Annotated in this window: 19 protein-coding genes; 11 read left to right on the top strand and 8 right to left on the bottom strand. The window is 74.1% G+C overall.

The genetic code is table 11. The annotated features are described in order from the left end of the window. Positions 1–4 precede the first annotated feature (4 nt). The gene (locus GA0070608_RS01530) at positions 5–1858 is read right to left on the bottom strand and encodes a DUF6311 domain-containing protein (protein ID WP_091620291.1); all 1854 of its coding nucleotides are present in this window, start codon (positions 1856–1858) and stop codon (positions 5–7) included. Between the two features lie 106 nt (positions 1859–1964). On the opposite strand from GA0070608_RS01530, the gene GA0070608_RS01525 reads away from it, so the two are divergent. Together GA0070608_RS01525 and GA0070608_RS01520 are read left to right on the top strand one after the other, a co-directional pair. Further along, positions 1965–3251, top strand: a complete 1287-nt coding sequence (locus GA0070608_RS01525) for a PQQ-binding-like beta-propeller repeat protein (RefSeq protein WP_091620288.1) — start codon at positions 1965–1967, stop codon at positions 3249–3251. A gap of 45 nt (positions 3252–3296) precedes the next feature. Continuing rightward, the gene (locus tag GA0070608_RS01520; protein WP_091620285.1) at positions 3297–4586 is read left to right on the top strand and encodes an outer membrane protein assembly factor BamB family protein; all 1290 of its coding nucleotides are present in this window, start codon (positions 3297–3299) and stop codon (positions 4584–4586) included. Between the two features lie 52 nt (positions 4587–4638). On the opposite strand, the gene GA0070608_RS01515 is transcribed toward GA0070608_RS01520, so the two are convergent. Next, positions 4639–5835, bottom strand: a complete 1197-nt coding sequence (locus GA0070608_RS01515; protein ID WP_091620280.1) for a C39 family peptidase — start codon at positions 5833–5835, stop codon at positions 4639–4641. Between the two features lie 149 nt (positions 5836–5984). On the opposite strand from GA0070608_RS01515, the gene GA0070608_RS01510 reads away from it, so the two are divergent. From GA0070608_RS01510 to GA0070608_RS01495, 4 genes are all read left to right on the top strand, one after another. Next, positions 5985–6653, top strand: coding sequence for a response regulator transcription factor (locus GA0070608_RS01510; RefSeq protein ID WP_091620276.1), 669 nt, complete (start codon positions 5985–5987; stop codon positions 6651–6653). 115 nt (positions 6654–6768) lie between these two features. Then, entirely contained in the window at positions 6769–7956 is a 1188-nt protein-coding gene (locus GA0070608_RS01505) for a sensor histidine kinase (RefSeq protein WP_091620273.1), read from the top strand. Positions 7957–8123: 167 nt separating this feature from the next. After that, positions 8124–8531 carry a VOC family protein gene (locus tag GA0070608_RS01500; RefSeq protein ID WP_091620270.1) on the top strand — a complete coding sequence of 136 codons (408 nt, stop codon included), beginning with the start codon at positions 8124–8126 and terminating at the stop codon, positions 8529–8531. Further along, entirely contained in the window at positions 8528–8914 is a 387-nt protein-coding gene (locus GA0070608_RS01495; RefSeq protein WP_091620265.1) for a VOC family protein, read from the top strand. The genes GA0070608_RS01500 and GA0070608_RS01495 overlap by 4 nt, the downstream gene beginning before the upstream one ends. A gap of 52 nt (positions 8915–8966) precedes the next feature. Here the strand turns inward: GA0070608_RS01495 and GA0070608_RS01490 are convergent, their stop codons facing one another. The 4 genes from GA0070608_RS01490 to GA0070608_RS01475 all read right to left on the bottom strand — a co-directional run bounded on the left by GA0070608_RS01490 (position 8967) and on the right by GA0070608_RS01475 (position 15056). Continuing rightward, entirely contained in the window at positions 8967–10085 is a 1119-nt protein-coding gene (locus GA0070608_RS01490; RefSeq protein WP_091620262.1) for a hypothetical protein, read from the bottom strand. Positions 10086–10244: 159 nt separating this feature from the next. Next, positions 10245–12314 carry a 3-hydroxyacyl-CoA dehydrogenase NAD-binding domain-containing protein gene (locus tag GA0070608_RS01485; protein ID WP_091620257.1) on the bottom strand — a complete coding sequence of 690 codons (2070 nt, stop codon included), beginning with the start codon at positions 12312–12314 and terminating at the stop codon, positions 10245–10247. Beyond that, positions 12311–13507: a thiolase family protein gene (locus GA0070608_RS01480; RefSeq protein WP_091620253.1), complete on the bottom strand. Its 1197-nt coding sequence runs from the start codon at positions 13505–13507 to the stop codon at positions 12311–12313. The genes GA0070608_RS01485 and GA0070608_RS01480 overlap by 4 nt, the downstream gene beginning before the upstream one ends. A 220-nt stretch (positions 13508–13727) precedes the next feature. Further along, positions 13728–15056 carry a ribonuclease D gene (locus GA0070608_RS01475; protein WP_091620249.1) on the bottom strand — a complete coding sequence of 443 codons (1329 nt, stop codon included), beginning with the start codon at positions 15054–15056 and terminating at the stop codon, positions 13728–13730. 207 nt (positions 15057–15263) lie between these two features. Here GA0070608_RS01475 and GA0070608_RS01470 point away from each other — a divergent pair, with 207 nt between their 5' ends. Together GA0070608_RS01470 and GA0070608_RS01465 are read left to right on the top strand one after the other, a co-directional pair. Continuing rightward, a complete protein-coding gene (locus tag GA0070608_RS01470) occupies positions 15264–16508 on the top strand; it encodes a S1C family serine protease (protein WP_091620245.1) in 1245 nt (414 codons plus the stop codon). A 76-nt stretch (positions 16509–16584) separates the two neighbouring features. After that, the gene (locus tag GA0070608_RS01465) at positions 16585–17490 is read left to right on the top strand and encodes a hypothetical protein (protein ID WP_091620242.1); all 906 of its coding nucleotides are present in this window, start codon (positions 16585–16587) and stop codon (positions 17488–17490) included. A 17-nt stretch (positions 17491–17507) separates the two neighbouring features. Here the strand turns inward: GA0070608_RS01465 and GA0070608_RS01460 are convergent, their stop codons facing one another. Continuing rightward, positions 17508–18080 carry a DUF3000 domain-containing protein gene (locus GA0070608_RS01460; RefSeq protein WP_091620239.1) on the bottom strand — a complete coding sequence of 191 codons (573 nt, stop codon included), beginning with the start codon at positions 18078–18080 and terminating at the stop codon, positions 17508–17510. 170 nt (positions 18081–18250) lie between these two features. Here GA0070608_RS01460 and hemE point away from each other — a divergent pair, with 170 nt between their 5' ends. The 3 genes from hemE to hemQ are packed head-to-tail and all read left to right on the top strand — an operon-like array spanning position 18251 to position 21461. Next, on the top strand, positions 18251–19348 hold the full coding sequence (gene hemE / locus GA0070608_RS01455) for a uroporphyrinogen decarboxylase (RefSeq protein ID WP_091620235.1): 1098 nt from the start codon (positions 18251–18253) through the stop codon (positions 19346–19348). Between the two features lie 5 nt (positions 19349–19353). Continuing rightward, complete coding sequence (hemG, locus tag GA0070608_RS01450; RefSeq protein ID WP_091620232.1) at positions 19354–20763, top strand: protoporphyrinogen oxidase; 1410 nt, start codon at positions 19354–19356, stop codon at positions 20761–20763. Further along, on the top strand, positions 20760–21461 hold the full coding sequence (gene hemQ / locus GA0070608_RS01445) for a hydrogen peroxide-dependent heme synthase (RefSeq protein WP_091620228.1): 702 nt from the start codon (positions 20760–20762) through the stop codon (positions 21459–21461). The genes hemG and hemQ overlap by 4 nt, the downstream gene beginning before the upstream one ends. A gap of 74 nt (positions 21462–21535) precedes the next feature. On the opposite strand, the gene GA0070608_RS01440 is transcribed toward hemQ, so the two are convergent. Beyond that, the gene (locus GA0070608_RS01440) at positions 21536–22624 is read right to left on the bottom strand and encodes a lytic polysaccharide monooxygenase auxiliary activity family 9 protein (RefSeq protein WP_091620225.1); all 1089 of its coding nucleotides are present in this window, start codon (positions 22622–22624) and stop codon (positions 21536–21538) included. Positions 22625–22646: the final 22 nt, after the last annotated feature.

Below are 22646 nucleotides of genomic sequence, written 5' to 3'. Positions count from 1 at the left end.
GCCGTCAGCCGACCAGCGGACGGACGTCCCACAGCCACACGTCGTCGACGCGCTGCGGCGGGCCGATCAGCGCGGTCATCAGCTCGCGCAGCACCGCCTCGCGGGGATGCGCGCCGAGCACCACCACGGACGCCCGCCAGAAGCGCAGGTCCTCGACCGCCTGGCGGCGGTTCTCGTCGGTGAGCGCGGGCACCGCGCCCTTGTCCATCGTGGCGTAGACCAGGGTGCTGGTCGGCCGGTTCGGCGCGCCGAAGACACCCTCGCCCAGCTCGTTCGGGCCGATGAAGTAGCCGCCGGGGACGGGGAACGCGTGCTGCGTCAGCGCGCTCCAGCGCAGCGTGGGCAGGCCGTGCACGTTGCTCGGGATCGGCACCGGCACCAGGGTCCGGCCCTGCGGCACGTACGGACGCCAGCCGCCGGCGGTGATGAAGTGCGGCGGCGGGTCGACGGGTTGCGCCGGCAGCGGGCGCGGGAAGAGTGGCAGCACGGCGAGCGCGACGGCCGCGTACCCGACCGGCCGCAGCCAGCGGCGGCGCGGCCCGGCGGTGTCGGCGGTGTCGTCGCCGGAACGGGGGGCCGGGACCGGCGGGCGGCCGTTGCCGGCGACCGCGTCCCAGGCCAGGGCGAGCAGCACGCCGAGCGCCGCCGTCACCACCAGGGCCATCCGGGTCGGCATCATCATCTCGACCAGCGGCAGGTCCTCGGAGATGTAGGCCCACGGGCCGTCGGTCTCCGTCACCACCCCGTTGATCCGCACCTTCGGACCGATCGAGGCCACCGTGAAGACCACCACCAGCACCGCGAGGATGCGGGCGATGAACGAGCGGCGGACCAGCAGCACCAGCGCCACCAGCGACAGCAGCACCAGCGGCCAGCCGAACCAGCTGTTCTGCTCGGTCAGCCCGATGGTCTTCTCCACCGCCTCGTCGCCGGCCACGGTGTCCCGGGCGAAGGTGACGAAGGCGGCCAGGTCCTCGCCCCAGCTGTGGAACACCCCGCCCTGCAACCCCCGGTAGGACTGCGGGCCGTTGAACTGGAACCAGATCGGGTAGGCCGTCAGCAGCAGCGCCAACCCGCCGCCCACGCCGAGCGCGGCGGCGAAGGTGCCGGCCACCGCCCGCGTCCGTGCCGGCCGCAAGATCGCGTACGCGATCACGACGACCAGGCAGCCCAGCGCGGTGAGCAGCAGCATCTCCTCGTTGATGAAGATCTGGTACGCCACCAGCAGGCCCAGCACGATCCCGTTGCGCCGCCACCGGCCGGGCTCGCCGAGCCGGAACACCCGCACCACGATCAGCGGCAGCAGGAAGTTCGACACGAAGTTGGGCTGGCCGTTGGCGTGGTGCACGATGCCCGGCGCGAAACCGAGGAACGCGCCGCCGACGAAGGCCGCCGCGCGGGAGCGCACCAGGTGCCGCGACAGCATCCAGTACGACGTGCCGGCGGTCGCGGCCAGCGCGCCGCCCAGGTAGAGCGCGTACATGACCTGCGGGCCGAGCAGCATGGTCAGCGGCGCCAGCGGCAGCGTCACCCCGAGCAGCGAGGTGTTCGCCATCATGTTCACCCCGTCCGGGGCGTTCTGCCGCTCGGTGAACAGCGGGTTCTCCAGGTGCCGCACCGAGTACGCGCCGTGCGAGAAGAGCCACTCGAACCAGCTGTGGTCGGTGGGCAGGTGCGACGACACCCGGTTCTGCACGTCCACCCAGTAGTTCAGGCACACGAAAACGCCGAGCAGGACATAGGCTCCGATGGCCAGTACGTCGGCGCGGGACGGCCTGCGCCGGGGCCGGCAGGTCGGCTCGGCCGCGACGGGCTCGGAGACGGAGTTCAGCGAGGGGTCTACCACCGGCACAGCCACGACGGGCCATCGTACAGGCGTTCCGGCGTCGCTTTTGCCGGGCCGGTGCCCCCACGGTCGATTTGCCGGTCCGCCGGATGCCACGGTGTGACGGGGAGGACGGCACGTGACGGTCATCGACCTCGGCGAGCGGCGGGACACCCCGGCGCCAGCCGACCCGGGACCGGGCCGATCCCTCCGCCGCTGGGCTCCGGCCCTGGTGGCCCTGCTCTGCCTGGTGGCGCCGGCCGCCGCCGCACCGTGGCCCACACAGCCGACCGGCGCCACGATCCCGGCCAGCCCGGACGCGTACGTCCTGGCCGTCGGTGGCCTGCTTCTGGTGGTCGACCGGAGCGGGCCCGGCGCGGTGCCCGACGCCGACCCGGTGCCCCGGCTGGCGGCGCACCGGCTGCCCTCGGGCCGTCCGCTGTGGCGGGTGCCGATGCCGGGCACGGGGGATCTGTCCCAGGCTGTGCGGGTCGGTGACCTCATGGTGATCGAGACGGTCAGGGCGCAGACTCTCAGCGAGGTCGTCGGGCTCTCCGTCGGCGACGGCGGGGTGCGCTGGCGCGGCGAGGGGTGGCTGGACGGGGTGACCCCGGCCGGGCACCTGCTGGTGTGGGGCCGTGATGCGTCGGGCACGTCCGTGCTGCGGTCGGTCGATGTCGTCGGCGGCGCCGTCCGGTGGACGCAGCGGCTCGCCGTGGAGGACGTGCACCAGCCGCGGCGGGCCCCCCGGGTGTCCCTGTTGGCGGTGCTCGCCGGCGGGCGGCTGGAGCTGCGCGACCCGGACACGGGCGCGGTGCTGCGCGCGACGGCCGTGCCCGCCACGACCGGCCGGCCCAGGGTGCTGACGGTCACGGAGGAGCTGGTGCTGCTCTCCGACGGGCTCGGCGCGCTCACCGGCTACGAGACCGCCACCCTGCGCCAGCGGTGGAGCATGCCCCGCGGCCCGGCCGACAAGCCGGACGCCTTCGACTGCGGCCTCCTGATCTGCGTCGAGGACGGGTCGTCCGGCATTCGACTGCTCGATCCGGCCACCGGCACCATGCGGTGGCAGACCGAGGACGTGGCGTTGCTGGGTTCCGTCGGCAGCCGGATGCTGGCCGTCCGGCGGAACTTCGGCGGCGTGGCGGAACACGTGCTGCTCGATGCGGCGACCGGCCGGCCGGTGCGGGAGCTGGGCCGCTGGCAGGTCGACGGCGGGATGCGCTCGGCCGACGAGACGACCGTACGCCGCCGGCAGCGGGACGGGCGGTTGCTGGTCGGCCGGATCGACGAGCGCGGGGAGGGCGTCCGGGTGCTGGCGGCGCTGCGCGGCGTGGTGGGGGAGTGCGGAGCCCTCGGCTCGGTGGTTGTCTGCCGGCGCGACGGCGGCGCGTTCGGCGTCTGGGAGCTGCCGGATGCCCGTTGACCGGCCGCGCTCCTTCGCCCTGCCGGCGAACGCGAAGGGGCGGGCATGACGCTGATCGACCTCGGCGAGCTGCGCGACGAGCCGGATCGCGAGGTGCCGTCGCCCCGCCCGCCCCGCGCCGTCGGCCGGCCGCTGCGGGTCGCGCTGGCGCTCGTGTTTCTCGTGGCCACCGTGGCGGGAGCCGCGCCGGTGTCCGAACGGGTGTCGGTCGTCGTGCCGGCCCGCCTCGGGGCGGAGGCGTTCCTCGACGATGACCGGCTGTACGTCGTCGAACCGGCCGAGGGGGAGCCCGAGGGGACCGTCGAGGTGCGCGCGTACGCGCTGCCCGAGCGGGCGCCGGCCGACGACGCCCCGCCGGCCCCGGTGTGGCGTAGCCGGGTCCCGGCGGCGGGCCGGTTCTGGCAGGTCCAGACCGGGCCGGGGGTGGTGCTGTTCTCGGTCACCGGGGATCGGGACGACGGGCAGACGGTCGCCCTCGACGCCGGGACCGGCCACGAACGCTGGCGGCAGCCGGGCTACCCCTGGTGGGACCCGACCGGAGTCCTGCTGATCCAGACCGGCGGGGCGGAGGGTGGCGTCGTACGGTCGGTGGATCCGGCCTCGGGACAGGCGCTCTGGTCGGTGCCGACGCCGCGCGAGGGCGCGACGTACAGCGTCCGCAGTGGGTTGGGCGGGCCGATCGTGCTGGCCTTCCCGGGCGGGCGGATCGAGGTACGCGAACTCCGCTCGGGCACCCTGCAGCACGCGGCGGACCTGCGCCTGGACGAGCCGGCCGGGCACACGATGGTGACGCACGACCTGTTGCTGGTCGTCCGGCCGCGAGCGGGCGTGGTGACCGCCTACGGGTTGGACGGGCTCCGGCTGCGGTGGGAGGCGCGACTGCCGTTGGTGGAGCACGTGCAGGACTGCGGCGAGCTGTTGTGCGCGCACCGGGGGAATGGCGGGTTCAGCGCGGTCGACCCGGCCACCGGCGCGGTCCGGTGGATCGGGCAGCGGTGGTTCGGGGTGCTGTCCGCACAGGGCGGCCGGCTGCTGGCGGTCGCGCCCGGGCCCGTCGGCGACCGGTTCGGCGTGCTCGACGCGGCGACTGGTCGGCAGGTCGCCGACCTGGGCACGTGGCAGCTGATGCCGTGGTTCGCCGACGACCGGCTCCTCGCCGTGCGACCGGCCGCCGCCGGCGGCGGGTTGGTGGTCGCCCACCTGGACGTGGCCGCCGGCCGGGCCCGGGTGCTGGACGTGCTCCGGGACGCCTCCGGGGACTGCCGGGGTGACGCGGACACGGTGTCGTGCCGGCTGCGCACCGGCGAGTTCGGAGCCTGGCGGTACGGCGGTTGAGCCCGGCGTGTCGCCGGGTGGCGCGACCGGTGCCGGGGCCGTGCCGCCGGGGTCACCAGTTGGGCTGCTCCGGCGCCGGGGGCAGCGGCACGCCGGGCGGCCGGAGCACGTACGTCACCCCGCCGCTGCCGCCCTGCCAGGCGGCCTCGAACCGGTCCCGGTCGACGGTCCGGCGCACCGCGTCGTCGTCCGGGGCGTACGGGTCGTTGAGCACCGGCGCACCGGCATCGGTGAAGCCGACCAGCACCATCAGGTGTCCGGCGGTGTCGTAGTCGAGCCCCGGCACCTCGCCGGCCCGGAAGGCGGCGGAGACGATCAGCGGGATGCCGGCGGTCACGAACGCCTCCGCCTCGGCCAGCGAGCGCAGCCGGGTGACGAAGGCCTCCACGCCGTGCAGGCCGGCGTACGCGGTGTTGAACGGCCAGTTCCCGGCCCCGGCGTAGGCGTGGTCGTAGCAGTGCCGCGCGGCGTGCACCACCACCGGGCGGGGGCCGGCCGGGGCCACCCAGGCGTACCGGGTCGGGGCCGGGGCGGCATCCCAGAAGGCCAGCACCATCGAGGTGCAGGTGGGGCTGCACCAGGAGTCCCCGCCGCCGCCCCACTGCGGGTGGGCGTCGGCGTGCAGCCGCTGCGAGTAGCGCGGCACGTCCAGCACGATGCCCCAGCCGGCGGGGGTCCTCGCGGTCACCCCGGTCACCGCCGCCGTCGGGCGTGGGCCGGCGGCGACCGCCCCGACCGCGCGCAGCACCGGGGTCGCGTCGGCGTCCTCCGGCCGGAGCAGCGTCATCCGGACCTGCCAGCCGGTGACCGTCGCATCCATCACCACCAGGGTGTCCGTGTCCACCCGGGCGTCGGCGTCGCGCTGCCCGGGCAGGGACGTCCGGCGGAACGTGTGGTCGTCGGCCGCCCAGTCGGCGATGACGTACCACCCGGTGGCCGGGGCGTCGTCGTGCCAGCCCCGCAGCTCCACCCGCAGCCAGCAGCCGCCGGGGGTGTCCCCGGTCCACGAAGGCACCACGTCGCGCACGCCGAAGCCGACCGGTACGGGCGGGGACGTCCAGCTGCCGGCCGCGTACCGGCGGGTGCGGCCGTCGGCGCCGGTGTGGGCGAGCCGGTCAGCCGGCTCGGCCAGTACGAGACCCTGCCCGCCCGCGCGCAGCCCGGACAGGCTCCCCAGCCCGGCGTCGTCGGGAAGGCGGAAGCCCCGGTAGGCGACGTCCCACCGGATCTTCGGCGCCGCGTCGGTCATGCGTCTCCCCGTCTGTCGCGAAGGTTGATGCCGAAAGCATCGCGTACGACGAAGGTTTTCTGCAACGGGGTCGACCGGGGACGGCGGGTGCGGCCCGGTTTGGCTGCCGGCACTAGGTTGTGGGTGGTCAGGGGCACGAGGAGGCCGGGATGCGGGTACTGGTGGTCGAGGACGAGCGCAACCTCGCCGACGCGATCGCGCGCGGGCTGCGCAAGCGGGGGATGGCGGTGGACGTCGCCTACGACGGCGACAGCGGCCACGAGATGGCGTTCGTCACCCGGTACGACGTGGTGGTCCTGGACCGGGACCTGCCCGGCGTGCACGGTGACCAGATCTGCGCCGAGCTGGCCGCCTCCGGCACACTCACCCGGGTGCTGATGCTGACCGCCAGCGGCACCGTCGCCGACCGGGTGGAGGGGTTGCAGCTCGGCGCGGACGACTACCTGCCGAAGCCGTTCGCCTTCGACGAGCTGGTCGCCCGGGTGCAGGCGCTCGGCCGCCGGGCCACCCCGGCCGCGCCGCCGGTGCTCGAACTCGCCGACCTGGTTCTCGACCCGGCCCGCCGGGTGGCCACCCGGGCAGGCCAGCCGGTCGACCTGACCAACAAGGAGTTCGGCGTGCTCTGCGAGCTGCTCAAGGCGCGCGGCGCGGTGGTGTCCAGCGAGGAACTGCTGGAACGGGTCTGGGACGCCAACACCGATCCGTTCACCACGATCGTCCGGGTCACCGTGATGACGTTGCGCAAGAAGCTCGGCGACCCGCCGCTGATCGAGACGGTGGTCGGTGCGGGCTACCGCACGGCGGAGGTGGCGCTGTGAGTGCGAGGAGTGAGCCGGGTTTGCGAGCCCCGCAGTCGCGAACCGAGGTGGCGCTGTGAGCGCGAGGAGTGAGCCGGGTTTGCGAGCCCCGCAGTCGCGAACGAAGGCCGACGCCGTGGCCCGGCGATCCCGGCTGCGACCCACCCTGCGGCTGCGGCTCACCCTGCTCAACGGTGTGCTGCTGGTCGGCGCGGGCGCGATCCTGGTGCTGCTGGCCTGGCTGCTGGTCCGCGACGCGCTGCGTCCGACCGACGAGCTGCTTCCCGGCACCACGGTGGTGCTGGCCGACGGCCGGTCGCTGGACGCCGCGCAGTGGCAGCACCAACTGGTCGACGCCGCCAGTGGGGAGTTGCTGGTCAAGGGCCTGGTGGCGCTGCTGGCGATCAGCATCGTCGGGGTGGCCGGCGCGTACGCCGTCGCCGGCCGGGCGTTGCGCCCGCTGCACCAGGTCACCGCCACCGCCCGCCGGCTCGGCGAGACCACCCTGGACCAGCGGATCGGCTACTCGGGCGCCGACGACGAGGTGGCCGAGCTGGCGGAGACCTTCGACGAGATGCTGGACCGGATCGCCGCCGCGTTCGAGGCGCAGAAGCGGTTCGTGGCCAACGCCTCGCACGAGCTGCGGACTCCCCTGGCGGTGATGCGTACCGAAATCGACGTGACGCTCAGCGACGACGAGGCGGACGCCGCCGAGTATCGCCGGATGGCCACCGTGGTCCGGGACGCCTCCGAGCGGGCCAACGGGCTGGTCGACGCCCTGCTGGTGCTCGCCCGCAGCGAGGCACAGGCGGGTCGCCGGCTCGGCCGCCGCACCGAGTGTGACCTCGCCGCCGGCACCGCCAACGCCCTGTCGGCGGTACGCCGGGAGGTGGAGCGGATAAAGCTGCACGTGCAGACCTCGCTGGAGTCTGCGCCGGTGGTCGGCGATCCCGGGCTGCTCGACCGGCTGGCCGGCAACCTGATCGAGAATGCGGTCCGCTACAACCACCTGCACGGTCGGCTCTGGGTGCGCACCGGTTCGGACGGATGCCGGTCCTGGCTGGTGGTGGGCAACACCGGCTTCGAGGTGGACCAGGCCGACGTGCCCGGCCTGTTCGAGCCGTTCCGGCGCGGCGGCCGGGAGCGTACCGGCGCGCGCGGCTCGGGCCTCGGGCTCTCCATCGTCCGGGCGGTCTGCGACGCGCACGGCGGCACCGTGAAGGTGATCGCCCAGCCCGGCGGCGGGCTGGAGGTCACGGTGACCCTGCCAGCGGCGGAGGCCGCCCCCGCGGTCACCGCCGGGCAACCGGCCGGCCGGCGCTGACGGGGTCACCCTGGGTTGCGGGGAAAGCTGGCCGGGTGAAAGGATCACTGGGTCAGCCCGAGGACCGGAGGGGGGTGCGTCGATGTCCACCATCATGATCTCCGCGCCCCGTCTCGCCGGCTGACCCTCTCGCACGCGGGGCGCCTTCATCCCCAGCGGAGGAACCCGTGTATCCACGGATCCACAACATCAGTTTCGACTGTCACGACACCTATGCCCTTGCCGGCTTCTGGTCGGCGGTGCTCGGGTACGCCCGGCACGCCGACGCCGCCCCCGGTGACCCGGAGGCGGCGCTGCTGCCGCCGGGCGGTGCCACCCCGAACGTCTTCTTCCAACGGGTACCCGAGGCCAAGACGGTCAAGAACCGGGTGCACGTCTGCCTCGAACCGGCCGGCCGGGCCCGGGAGCAGGAGGTCGAGCGGGTGCTCGGCCTCGGCGCGGTCCTGGTGAGCGACCGGCGACGCGCCGACGGTACGGGCTGGGTGGTGCTCGCCGACCCGGAGGGCAACGAGTTCTGCGTCCTGCGCGGCGCGGCGGAGCGGGCGGATACGACCATCGAGGAGGAACACCCGTGAGCGCACGGATCCACAACATCGGCATCGACTGCCGCGACACGTACGCGTTGGCCGGCTTCTGGGCGCAGGTCTTCGACTGCCCCCGCCAGCCGGACGACTTCCCCGGTGACTCGGAGGCCATGCTGCTGCCCCCGGGTGGCCCGGAGGTGCTCTTCCTGGCCGTGCCGGAGGGCAAGGAGGTGAAGAACCGCCTGCACCTCGACCTGGAGCCCGCGGACCGGACCCGGGACGAGGAGGTCGCGCGGCTGGTGGGCATCGGTGCCACCGAGGTCTCCGACCAACGCCGCGCCGACGGCTCGGGCTGGGTGGTGCTCGCCGACCCGGAGGGCAACGAGTTCTGCGTGCTGCGCAGCGCCGTCGAGCGGGCCGCCACGGCGGGCTGACGCGAAGGGGCCCGTCCACGACGTGGACGGGCCCCGGGCGTTGCCGTGCGGGTCAGGACTTCTGCTCGACCTGCCCCCGGATGGTGACGAACTCCGCCGCCGAGGCGGCCGCGGAGGAGAAGAACATCACGATGATTCCGACGCTGCCGTGGTCGGCCCAGGCGCAGACGCCCAGCGACACCCCTGCGGACGTGCCGTTGCCGCACTTGGCCACCCCGCCCTGCGGGCCCGGGGCGATGGTGGTCATCCCCGTCACGGACAGGCCCTTGGACATCCCCTTCACCGCGTCGTCGAGCTCCTTCGTGGGGTTGAGCACGAACGTGGAGGCGGCGATCACCATGACCATGTTCCGCTCGTCGGCGCTGCCGTAGAAGGCGCCGGCGACAGCGGCCTCGCCGCGCACCGAGGACTTCAGCTCCTGGACCATGTCGTCCGCCGCCTTCTTCAGCGTCGGCTCGGTGCTCCGCGCCCGACCCGCGAGGGTCTCCGGCGTGACGACCCGGATCCGGGAGGCGGGACTGGACTCCGGCGACGGGGTGGACTCCGGCGACGGCGCGGCGCTCGGCGTGGCGCTCGACGCCCCGGTAGGGGCCACGGTCAGGGTGGGCTTCGGGTCGGGGCTCCGATCGCCTTCGTAGGCGAGGTAGGCGACGCCGCCCCCGCCGAGGCAGAGCACCAGCAGCCCGACGATGCCCAGGGCCAGGATCAGCTGGCGTGAATTCCCCTGTCCGCCGCTGACGGGAGGGGGCGGCGGGTAGCCGGCGTACTGACCGGCCGGAAAGCCGGCCTGTGGCGTGCTGGGATATCCGCCGTGTGGCGGGGCGGAGTGCGGTGGGGCGGAGTGCGGTGGGGCGGAGTACGGCGGGGTGGAGTGCGGCGGGGCGGAGTACGGCGGGGTGGAGTGCGGCGGGGTGGAGTGTGGCGGGGCGGAGTACGGCACGGTGGAGTGCGGCGGGGTGGAGTGCGGCGGGGTGGGATACGGCTGGGCCGCCGGCGGGGGACCGGGGGGCGGCGCGGGCCAGCGGCCGTCGTACGGCGGCTGCCCGGCCGGCGGGGGCGACCAACCGGCGGCGGGCGGTTCCGGATAGCCGTCCGGTCGCGGCGGGTGGAAGTCGTAGTGGGGGTCGTGCTCCGGCTGCCCGGACCAGGGATCGACCGGCGGTGAGGACATGATCAGCTCCAGGCGAGGTGGCGAACGGGTGATCGTAGCCAGCCACCGCACGGTACCGCTGTCCGATCCCGACCGGACCGGCCGTGACGACGATCGCGGTGGCCACCACCATCCAAGCTGGACGGGGCGACCACCGCGAACGCGGGGGGGCGGTGTGGATCAGGCGGGCAGGCTCGCCGCCCCGTGTGGCAGGAACCGCCGGCCGGTGACCCGCTCGGAGGTGCCGGTCCGGTCCAGGTACGGCGTGATGCCGCCCAGGTGGAACGGCCAGCCCGCGCCGAGAACCATGCACAGGTCGATGTCCTGCGCCTCGGCGACGACGCCCTCGTCGAGCATCAGCCGGATCTCCTGCGCCAGCGCGTCGAGCGCGTTCTGGCGTACCTGCTCGGCGGTGAGCGGCTGGTCGCCGACCACGAGCAGCTTCGCCACCTCGTCGTTGATCTGGTCGTCGACGACGATCGGCTGACCGGAGTCGGCGATCCGCTTGAGGTTCTCGCTGACGGCGAAGCGGTCCGGGAACGCGGCGTGCAGGGTGCCACCCACGTGGTAGGCGACGGCCGGCCCGACGAGCTGGAGCAGGGCGAGCGGGCGCATCGGCAGGCCCAGCGGATCCAGCGCGCTGTTCGCCACGTCCAGCGGGGTGCCCGCGTCCACGGCGGCGAAGACGGTGCCGAGGAAGCGGGTGAGCAGCCGGTTGACCACGAACGCCGGGGCGTCGGAGACCAGCACGGAGGACTTCTTCAGCTGCTTGCCGACGGCGAACGCGGTGGCGAGCGTGGCGTCGTCCGTCCGCTCGCCCCGGACGATCTCCAGCAGCGGCAGCACCGCGACCGGGTTGAAGAAGTGGAAGCCCACCACCCGCTCGGGGTGCTCCAACTCCTCGGCCATCGCGGTGATCGACAGGGAGGAGGTGTTGGTGGCCAGCACCGCCTCCGGCTTGACGATCTTCTCCAGCTCGGCCCAGACCTGCTTCTTGACGGCCAGATCCTCGAAGACGGCCTCGATGACGAAGTCGGCGTCGGCGAAGGCGGCCTTGTCTACCGAGCCGCTGACCAGGCCGTACAGCTTGGCTGCCGTGCCCTTGTCCATCCGGCCCTTGCTGACGGCCTTCTCGATCTGGGTGTGCACGTAGCCCACACCCTTGTCCACCCGGGCCTGGTCCAGGTCGGTCAGCACGACCGGCACCTGGAGGCGGCGGGCGAAGAGCAGGGCGAGCTGGCTGGCCATCAGGCCGGCGCCGACGATGCCCACCTTCGTGACCGGACGGGCCAGGCCCTTGTCCGGCGCTCCGGCCGGCCGCTTGGCCCGCCGCTGCACCAGGTCGAACGCGTAGAGGCCGCTGCGCAGTTCCTCGGAGAAGACCAGGTCGGCGAGGGCCTCGTCCTCGGCGGCGGTGCCGGTGGCGAAGTCGGCGTCCTTCGCCGTCTCCAGCAGGTCCAGCGCCCGGTACGCGGACGGGACCGCACCGTGCAGCCGCTGGTCGAGGGTCTGCCGGGCGAAGTAGAGCACGCCCGCCCACATGTCCTTGTCGACCTCGGGCCGGGTCACGGTGACCTCGCCCCGGACGACGCCGGCCGCCCACTCCAGGGACCGCTCCAGGAAGTCCGCCGGCTCCAGCAGCACGTCCGCGATGCCCATCTCGGCGGCCTGCTTCGGCTTGAGCATCCGGTTCTGCATGAGCGGGTTCTGGATGATCACCTGGGTCGCCGCCGGGATGCCGATCAGGTTCGGCAGCAGCTGGGTGCCGCCCCAGCCGGGGACCAGGCCGAGGAAGACCTCGGGCAGGGCCAGCGCCGTCGCGCCGCCGGAGAGCGTCCGGTAGTGGCAGTGCAGCGCCAGCTCCAGACCGCCGCCCATCGCCGCGCCGTTGACGAAGGCGAAGGTCGGGACCGCGCTGTCCTTGAGCCGGGCGAAGACCCGGTGGCCGAGCCGCCCGATCTCCAGAGCCTGCTCGCGGTCGGCGAGCTGCGGGAGGCTGGTGAGGTCCGCGCCCACGCAGAAGACGTACGGCTTGCCGGTGACCGCGACGAACGCCGGGTCCGCCGCCAGCGCGGCGGTGATCGCCTCGTCCAGGCTGGTCAGGCCGCCCGGGCCGAAGCTGTTCGGCTTGGTGTGGTCGAAGCCGTTGTCCAGGGTGATCAGGGCGGCCGGCCGGTCCAGCCCCGGTACGTTCACCTGGCGCAGCAGCGCCCTGGTGACGACCTCGTTCGGTGCGGCGAGCGCGCTCACTTGTCTCCACCCTCCCAGTGCGGGTTCTCCCAGATGACCGTGCCGCCCATGCCGATGCCGATGCACATCGCGGTGACGCCGTAGCGAACCTCGGGGTGCTCGGCGAACTGCCGGGCCAGTTGGGTCATCAGCCGGACGCCCGAGGAGGCGAGCGGGTGACCGATGGCGATCGCGCCGCCCCACGCGTTGACCCGCGGGTCGTCGTCGGCGATGCCGAAGTGGTCGAGGAAGGCGAGCACCTGCACGGCGAACGCCTCGTTCAGCTCGAACAGGCCGATGTCGTCGATGGTCAGGCCGGCGAGGCGCAGCGCCTTCTCGGTCGACGGGATCGGACCGACACCCATCACCTCGGGCTCGACGCCGACGAAGCCGAACGAGACCAGCCGCATGGCGACCGGCAGGCCCAGCTCGCGGGCGGCCTCCTCGGAGGCGAGCAGGCTTGCGGTGGCGCCGTCGTTCAGGCCGGCCGCGTTGCCCGCGGTGACCTTGCCGTGCGGGCGGAACGGGGTCTTCAGGGTGGCGAGCTTCTCCAGGGAGGTGTCCCGGGGGGCCTCGTCGACCGTGGCCACGCCCCAGGCGTTCTCCTCGTCGCGGACCGCCACCGACACCAGGTCGTCCTGGAGCTTGCCGTTGGCGTACGCCTTGGCGGTCTTCTGCTGTGAGGCGAGCGCGAACGCGTCGGTGCGCTCCTTGGTGATGTGCGGGACTCGGTCGTGCAGGTTCTCCGCGGTCGCGCCCATGACCAGCGCGGACGGGTCGACCAGCTTCTCGGCGATGATCCGCGGGTTCGGGTCGACGCCCTCGCCCATCGGGTGGCGACCCATGTGCTCGACGCCGCCAGCGATGGCGACGTCGTAGGCGCCCATGGCGATGCCGCTGGCGACGGTGGTCACCGCGGTCATGGCACCGGCGCACATCCGGTCGATGGAGAAGCCGGGGACGGTCTTGGGCAGGCCCGCCAGCAGGGCGGCGGTCCGGCCGATGGTCAGGCCCTGGTCGCCGATCTGGGTGGTGGCGGCGATGGCGACCTCCTCGACCCGCTCCGGCGGCAACTGCGGGTTACGGCGCAGCAGTTCGCGGATGCAGCGGATCACCAGGTCGTCGGCGCGGGTGTTGGCGTACATGCCACCCGCCTTGCCGAACGGGGTACGGACGCCGTCAACGAAGACGACATCCCGGACTTCACGGGGCACTTGAGCCTCCTTGCCGGCACGGGCATGTTCTCCCGAATGCTACTCGCCAGTAACCATCACCGACGCCCACCCCGGATGTAACCAACCCCACACCCCACCCACTCCTCCGGGGGCCCGCCGCATCGATCAAGAGGTTGTTGTCGCGACACGCCGTCTCCGGCGACAACAACCTCTTGATCAACGGCGCGGGCCGGGGCGGGGTGAGCGGGGGTGTGGGGGATCAGGGGGTGGGGGGTGGGTCCTGGAGGGCTTCCGTGAGGGCGGGCAGGAGGAGGGCGATCTGCCACTCTCGGGCGTTGAAGCCCCGCAGGGTCTCCGCGACGGCCGCCTCGGTGACCTCCTCCGGGGGCACCCAGGCCAGCCGGCGGATCGAGTCGGGGGTGACCAGGTTCTCCGGCGGCAGGTGGTGTGCGCCAGCGATCCGGACCACCACCTCCCGGCACCGGGCCAGCCTGGCCGCCGCCACCGGGTCCCGCTCGGCCCATCGGTGCGGCGGCGGAGGACCCTCGACCGTCGGGGCGAGCGGCAGCGCGTCGTCGGGCAGTTGCCGCGCGTCGTCCAACGCGGTGAGCCAGGTGCGGGCCAGCCGTCGCACCGAACGGCCACCGAAGCCCGGCAGGGTGAGCAGGGTCTTCTCGTCCTTCGGATCCAGCTCCGCCGCCGCCACGATGGCCGAGTCCGGCAGCACCCGCCCCGGGGCGGCGTCCCGCCGGGCCGCGATCTGGTCCCGGGCGTACCAGAGGGAACGCACGCGGGCCTGGGCCCGCGCCCCGCGCACCCGGTGGATGCCGGACGTGCGGCGCCAGGGCTCGGCCCGAACCCGCGGTGGCCGGGCGCCGGTGCGTACCAGCGCGGCGAACTCCTCCGCCGCCCATGCGGACTTGCCCTGTCGGGCCAGTTCCGCGTCGAGCGCGTCGCGCAGGTCGACCAGCATCTCCACGTCGAGCGCGGCGTAGGTCAGCCAGGACTCCGGCAGCGGGCGGCTCGACCAGTCGGCCGCCGAGTGGTGCTTCTCCAGGCTGTAGCCGAGTAGCTGCTCGGTCAGCGCGGCCAGGCCGACCCGCTCGAATCCGGCCAGCCGGGCGGCCAGTTCGGTGTCGAACAGCCGGCGCGGGCGCAGGCCCAGCTCGGCCAGGCAGGGCAGGTCCTGGCTGGCGGCGTGCAGGACCCACTCGGCCTCGCCGATCACCGTGTCGAGGGTGCTCAGGTCGGGCAGCGGCAGCGGGTCGATCAGCGCGGTGCCGGAACCGGCCCGGCGTAGCTGCACGAGGTAGGCGCGCTGGCTGTAGCGGTAGCCGGAGGCGCGTTCGGCGTCCAGGGCGACGGGGCCGGTGCCGGTGGCGAAGCGGGCCACGACCTCGTCCAGCTCGCCCGGCGAGGCCGCCGGCTGGGGCGTGCCGTCGCGCGGTGCGGTCAGCGGTACGGGCCCGTCGGCGGTCGGTTCGATCCCCGCGGCCTCCGACTCCGGACGGGCCGACGGCGGGTGGTGCGCATCGTTTCCCGTACGGCTTTCGGCGGCCCGACGGCGCAGGGGTGGTTCGTCGGTCACCTGACAACCCTAGTGCGCGACGCGACGCGGTGGGTGAAGCCGGTCGGGTGTGTGTCGGCCGGACGACCGCCGGACGCCCTCCCGGGAGCCGGACATCGGGGAAGACAAAGCCCGTCGGCGCAGGTACGGTCCATCGGGCCGTTGCGCGGGTACGGCATCATCAGGTCCCGGAACGAGGCGGGGCGTACACGGGGAGGCAAGGCGATCATGACTGCTGGCTACGGGTCGGCGGACACGGGCCCGGCGGGACCGGGCGACGGCGGGTTTCCGCCGGGGACGGCTCGTCCCGGGCCACTGCCGCCCCGGATCGAGCCGACCGCTCCCGCCTACCTGCCGCCAGGCGCCCCCCGGCCGCCCTCAGCTGCCCCGTCTCCCCGGCCCGCCTGGTCACCGCCGGCACAGCCGGGCCAGTGGGGCACCGCCCCGGCCAGTCCGACCGCCCCACCAGCCCCGACCGCCGCGCCCGCCGCCAGCGGCTGGGGGCACGGCGGCACGCCGTCCGTCGCCCCGGGCACGGCGACGCCGCCCCGGGCCGCCCCGGGTCCCGGCTGGCCCGCCGCGTCCGCGCCACTGGGTGCCGCCGGTCAGCCGCCCGCCCACAACCACCCCCCGGTCCCCGGACCGGGGCAGCCGTACCCCTCCGGGGCAGCCCAGGTGGGTGCCGTGCCGGCGGCGAAGGGGCGAGGGCTCACCGTCACCGCGCTCGTGCTCGCCGGCCTGCTGGCCGTGGTGACGGGCGTGCAGGCGTTCCAGATCCACCGGCTCTCGGACCGGCTGGGCGACACCGACAGCAGGTTGGCGGCGGCGCAGGCGGCGGATGGCACCCGACTGGAGGGTCTGGAGTCCCGGGCGGGGACGCTGGAGAAGCAGGCCGGAGCCGCGTTCAACCCGGAGGCCGTCGCCAGCGCCGTGCTGCCCAGCGTGTTCCGGGTCCGGGCCGGCAACTCCACCGGCACCGCGTTCGCGATCGGCAAGCCGGCCGCCGGCGGGGGCACCAACCTGTTCACCAACTTCCACGTGGTGGACGCGCTCTGGCAGACCGGTGAGCGGGAGGTCTTCCTGGAGCGCACCGACCAGCGCTTCCCGGCGACCATCGTCCGGGTCGACGAGGCGAACGACGTCGCCCACCTGCGCACCAACGGCAAGTTCACCGGCCTGGTCGCCGCACCCGCCGCGGTGAAGTCCGGGCAGCAGATCGTTGTCGTGGGCGCGCCGCTCGGTCTGGAGGACAGCGTCACCACCGGCGTGGTGAGTGCCTTCCGCGAGGCCGGCGGCGGCGAGGGCCCCGTCATCCAGTTCGACGCCCCGATCAACCCCGGCAACTCGGGCGGCCCGGTGATCAACGGCAGCAAGCAGGTCGTCGGCATCGCGACCGCCAAGGCCCGTGACGCCGAGGGGATCGGTCTCGCCGTACCGATCAAGGTCGCCTGCGACGGTTTCAAGATCTGCTGACCCGGTCAGCGCCCAGCTCACCCCCTCGGCCCGGCGGACCATGCCGCCCGGACCAGCACACGTGGAGGAAGAACGAATGTCCCAGCCACCGACCGGGCCGGAGGGCTACCCGCCGTACCCGCCGTACCCGCCGGCCGGGCCCGGCCAGCAGCCGTCAGGCGGCGCCCCGCCCGGCACCACCTACGGCAGCCCCCGCCAGTACTCGCCCGAACAGCCGGACGCCGGCCAGCAGTACGCCCCGGCCCCGCCGGCGCCGCAGCAGTACAACCCGGCCCCGTCCGCCGGTTACCCGCAGTCCGCGCCGCCGTCCGGTCCTGCCGGTTACCCGCAGTCCGCCCCGCCGTCCGGGCCCTCCGGTTACCCGCAGTCCGCCCCGCCGGCGTCGCCTGGCTACACCCCGGGCAGCGCGTCGCCCGCCGCCGCGCCGCACGCCGGGCAGGTCCCCGGCGGGCCGGCCTTCGGGCAGCCGATGTCCGTGCCCCCGGCTTCCGGGCCGGCGTACGGGCAGCCGATGTCCGCCCCGCCCGGCTCCGCCCCACCCTTCGGCGCCCCGGTGTCGGGCGGCGCCGGCAAGAGCCACAAGGTGCTGGTCCTGGCCCTGGTGGCCGGGCTGCTCTTCGTGCTGGGCGGGGTGATGACCGGCCTGTATGTGACGACCAACAGCGAGCTGGGCCGGACCGAGAAGAAGATGGCCAACGAGGTCAGCCAGCGGGACGGCACCATCACGGCGAACGGCAAGGAGATCGAGAAGCTCAAGGCCGACCTCCAGGGTGTCCGGGACAAGCTCGGCGACACCGAGCAGGACCTCACCGGCACCCGCAACGACCGGGATGAGCAGGCCCGGCAGAAGAAGGTCATCGCCAACTGCCTCGACAAGCTCACCACCGCGCTCGCCGCGGCGGCGAACAACAACAAGGCGGCCTACGACAAGGCCATCCAGGGCATGGACAAGGTCTGCAACGAGGCCGAGAAGTATCTGTGAGGTGACCCGTCGCGGGGTCAGGCCGCGCCGGCGGGGCGACGCTCCGCCAGCGCGGTCACCCCGGGCGGGGGAAGCCCGGCGGTCGAGGCCAGCAGCGCGCACCAGGCCAGCAGGTGCGGGCCGAGGTCGTCATCCGTCGGTGTCCAGGAGGCGCGGATCTCGATGTCGCCGGCCGCGGGTGGCCCGGCCAGGTCACCGAAGCGGGTCGACATGGTCTGGGTGATCGTGCCGCCGATCGCCCGGTGGCCCGCCTCCTGCACGTCCAGCGCGTCAGTCAGCCACGTCCAGCCCACCCCCGGCAGCAGCGGGTCGGCGGCCAGGTCGACCTCCAGCTCCGCGGTCACGTAGGTGACCAGCCGCAGGGTGCCCTGCCACGCCTCGTGGCCGGCCGGATCGTGCAGCAGGATCAGCCGCCCCGAGGCCACCTCGTCGTCGTCGCGCAGGACGGTGGCGAAGAGTGCGAAGGCGTACGGGGCGAGTCGCTGCGGTGCGCCGACCTCCTCCAGCACGATCTCCGACCGGGGTGCCGCGGACCGCAGCCCGGCGACCGCGCGGGCGAAGGTCTCCGGGAGCGCGATCGGGGGGGCCATGCCGGCAGCCTATGCCGCCGGCCGGCCGCCCGCCCGAGAGGCGCGCCGACACCGCCCACGCCACGGCGGTGCCGCCGCCCCGGATACGTCCCCTCCCGCCGGGCTGACGGGGGTCACAAAAGGTGGCGCTGCGTGCTGGCGCCCGCGTCCCGCGTGGCACGATGGCCGCGATGACCACCACCACGACGGGCGCAGACGCCCGAGACGAAGACCCCCGCCCCGGCGGACCGGCCGGCTCGCCCTTCGTCCGGGCCTGCCGGCGTCAGCCCGGCCCGCACACCCCCGTCTGGTTCATGCGTCAGGCCGGCCGCTCGCTGCCGGAGTACCGCGAGATCAGGGCCAAGGTGGCGATGCTGGAGTCCTGCCGCCGTCCCGACCTGGTCACCGAGATCACCCTCCAGCCGGTACGCCGGCACGGGGTGGACGCCGCGATCCTGTTCAGCGACATCGTGGTACCGGTCGCCGCCGCCGGGGTGGATCTGGACATCGTGCCCGGCACGGGCCCGGTGGTCGCCGAGCCCGTGCGCACCCTGTCCGACGTGGAGCGGATCCGGCCGATCATCCGCGACGACGTCTGGTACGTGGACGAGGCGGTCCGGATGCTCGTCGCCGAACTGGGCGACACCCCGCTGATCGGCTTCGCCGGGGCGCCGTTCACCCTGGCCAGCTACCTGGTCGAGGGCGGGCCGTCGCGTACCCACGCGAAGACCAAGGCCCTGATGTACGGCCAGCCGGAGCTGTGGCACGCGCTCTGCGCCCGGCTGGCCGAGGTGACGCTTGCGTTCCTGCGCGTCCAGGTGGCCGCCGGGGTCTCCGCGGTGCAGCTCTTCGACTCGTGGGCCGGCGCGCTGTCGGAGGCCGACTACCGCCGCTTCGTGATGCCGCACTCGGCGGGCGTGCTGGCCGGGCTGGCCGACGCGGGTGTGCCCCGGATCCATTTCGGGGTGGGCACCGGCGAGCTGCTCGGCGCGATGGGCGAGGCCGGCGCGGACGTGGTCGGCGTCGACTGGCGTACGCCGCTGGACGTGGCGACCCGGCGGATCGGGCCGGACCGGGCGGTGCAGGGCAACCTCGACCCGTGCGTGCTGTTCGCGCCGTGGCCGGTGGTCGAGAGCGAGGTGCGGCGGATCCTGGAGCAGGGCCGGGCCGCGCCCGGGCACGTGTTCAACCTGGGGCACGGTGTGCTGCCGGAGACCGACCCCGACGTGCTGACCCGGGTGGTCGCCCTGGTGCACGAGCTGTCCGCCCAGCCGGCCGACCGGGGCTGAGCGGCATGGGGAAGCCGTGGCGGGTGGCGGTGGTCGGCGGCGGGATCGCTGGGCTGGCCGCTGCGGTCCGGTTGCGCGACCGGGCCCCCGCCGGCACCGAGATCACCGTGTACGAGCAGTCCGGCGTGCTCGGCGGCAAGCTGCGCACCGGTGAGCTGGCCGGCTCGGCGGTGGAGTTCGGCGCCGAGTCGTTCCTGATGCGCGACCCGGCCGGGGGCGAGTCCGCCGCCGTGACCCTGGTCCGCCGGCTCGGCCTGGGCGAGCGGATCGTGCACCCCACCGTCGGGCAGGCCGCGCTCGTCGTCGACGGCGGGCTGCGCCCGATCCCGGGCGGCACGCTGGTCGGCGTACCCGGGGATCTGGAGCGGGTGGCCACGGTCGCGCGCCCGGCGGCGGACGCCGACGTCGACGCCGGCCGTCCGCTGCTCGGTGCGGGCGACGACGTCTCCGTCGGCGCGCTGGTCCGGGCCCGGTTCGGCGACGAGGTGGTCGACCGGCTGGTCGACCCGATGCTCGGCGGCGTCTACGCGGGCCGGGCCGACGACCTCTCCCTGACGACCACCATGCCCGCGCTGGCCCGGGCCGCCCGGGTGGAGCACACCCTGGTGGGCGCGGTCCGCGCCGCGCAGGCCGCGGCTCCCCGCGCGCCGGGGGCGCCGGTCTTCGGCACCCTGGCCGGCGGGCTCAGCACCCTGGTCGAGGCCGCGGCGGCGGCCAGTGGGGCGACCCTCCGGCGGGACGCGGCGGTACGCGAGCTGACTCCCACCGCGACCGGGTGGCGGCTGACCGTCGGCCCCACCCGCGACCCGGAGGCCGTCGACGTCGACGCCGTGGTGCTGGCCGTGCCGGCCCGTCCGGCGGCCCGGCTGCTCGGCGGCCCGGCCCCGCAGGTGGCTGAGGGCGTCGGCGGGTTGGACTACGCCAGCGTCGCGCTGGTCACCCTGGCGCTGCCCGAGCCGGAGCTGCCGGAGCTGTCCGGTTTCCTGGTGCCGAGCACCGAGGGCCTGCTGATCAAGGCGTCGACCTTCTTCACCACCAAGTGGGGGCACCTGCGCCGGAGCGACGGGCTGGCGCTGGTCCGCGCCTCCGTGGGCCGTTATGGCGAGGAACGGCAGGTGCAGCGCACCGACGAGGACCTGGCGGCCACCGTGCACCGGGAAGTGTCGGCGGTGCTCGGCGTTCCGCTGCCCGCACCGGTCGCCGGCCACGTGCAGCGCTGGGGCGGGTCACTGCCGCAGTACACCCCGGGTCACGCCGACCGGGTGGCCGCCGCGCGGGCGGCCCTGCGGGCGAGCCACCCGACGCTGGTCCTGGCCGGCGCCGGTTACGACGGGGTCGGCATCCCGGTCTGCGTCCGCTCCGGCGAGACGGCGGCCGAGGAGATCATCACAGCACTGGGAGGATCGGGGACATGACCGAGCAGACCAACGCGGCCCGGATGCGGGAACTCAACGACAGCATCCGCTACACGATGTGGTCGGTGTACCGGGCCACCAGCCCGCTCCCGTCGCTGCGGGAGAACGTCACCGGCGAGGTCGAGGCGCTCTTCGCCGAGTTGGCCGGTAAGGACGTGGTCGTCCGCGGCACGTACGACGTCTCGGGGCTGCGCGCCGACGCAGACCTGATGATCTGGTGGCACGCCGCCTCCAGCGACGACCTCCAGGACGCGTACCTGCGGTTCCGTCGTACCACCCTGGGTCGGGCGCTCACCCCGGTCTGGTCGCAGATGGCCCTGCACCGGCCGGCGGAGTTCAACAAGAGCCACATCCCGGCGTTCCTCGCCGGCGAGGAGGCGCGCCCGTACCTCTGCGTCTATCCGTTCGTCCGCTCGTACGAGTGGTACCTGCTGCCGGACGCCGAGCGGCGCGAGCTGCTCACCGAGCACGGCAAGATGGCCCGCGGCTACCCGGACGTGCGGGCCAACACGGTCGCCTCGTTCGCGCTCGGCGACTACGAGTGGATGCTCGCGTTCGAGGCCGACGAACTGCACCGAATCGTCGACCTGATGCGTGACCTGCGGGGTTCCGGCGCCCGCCGGCACGTCCGGGAGGAAGTCCCGTTCTACACCGGACGCCGCCGTTCGGTCGCCGACATCGTCAACTGCCTGGTCTGACGCGCCGGCCCCGGCCGGCCGGGGCCGCGTTCCGGAGGGAGTGGGACGCGACCCCGGCCGGGGTTCGGAGTGGATCAGACGATTGCGGTGCAGGTGGGCACCGGCACGGTGTTGTTGCCGCTGAACGAGCCGACGAAGCCGAACGTGGTGCTCGCCCCGGCGCCGAGTGACCCGTTGTAGGCGGCGTTGCCCGCGGTGACCCGCGTGCCGCTGGTGGTGACGGTCGCGTTCCACGCCGAGGTGATCTGCTGGCCGTCGGCGTAGGTCCAGGTCACGGACCAGCCCCTGATCGCCCCGCCGCCGGCGCTCACCTGCACCTCGCCCTGGAACCCGCCGTTCCACTGCCCGGTCACCCGGTACGTCGCCGTGCAGGCCCCGGCCGGCGGGGGAGTCGTCGGCGGCGGAGTGGTGGGCGGCGGAGTCGTGGGCGGGGGAGTCGTGGGCGGTGGGGTGGTCGGCGGCGGGGTGGTCGGCCCGCCGGAGAAGTCGACGTCGCTGCACAGGTAGTACGACTGGTCCAGGTGGCTGGCCTGCCAGATGGTGTAGACGACGTGCCGCCCGGTCCGCCCCGGCGCGTTCGCCGGGATCTCGATGGACACGCCGTTGGGCTCCGGCTTCCACCCGGACGCCGGGGTGTTGCCGATCTGGCCGACCAGTTCCAGGTCGTCCCAGCCCAGCGGCTCGGTGAGCGCGTCGAAGCCCTGCTTTGTCGCGTACACCCGGATGTAGTCGGCACCGTGACTGGCTCCGTCGAACAGGCGGACCCGGAAGTTGCTGGAGACCTGGGAGGTCTTCCAGGCGCCGACCGTGTCGAGGGCGTTGTAGCGACCGCCCTCGGTCCGGCCGCCGGAGCAGAGCTGCCCGTTCGGGATGGCGGCCTGGTGGTTGCCGGCGACGCCCTCGCGGAACAGGCCGTTCCAGTTCCACATGGCGTTCGGGTTGGCCTGCCAGGCCTGCCAGCACATCGGGTCCTCGGTGGCCATCCGGGGATTCTGGAAGTCGCTGCCCCAGCGCTGCCAGCAGCCGTAGTTGCGTGACGCCGGGTCCACCACGGAGCCGTGCGCCGACACGGGATTGGCAAGCGTCGTGGTCAGCAGCAGTACGGCGGTCGCCACGACGGCGAGCAGCCACGCCAGGCGGGATGATCGAAGATGAGTGGACATTGGAGCCCCCGGGGGAGAGGTC

This window comes from Micromonospora peucetia (genome assembly GCF_900091625.1).
Taxonomy (GTDB): domain Bacteria; phylum Actinomycetota; class Actinomycetes; order Mycobacteriales; family Micromonosporaceae; genus Micromonospora; species Micromonospora peucetia.
Note: the sequence above shows the minus strand (reverse complement) of the source record. Positions and strands in the feature narration are given on the sequence as shown.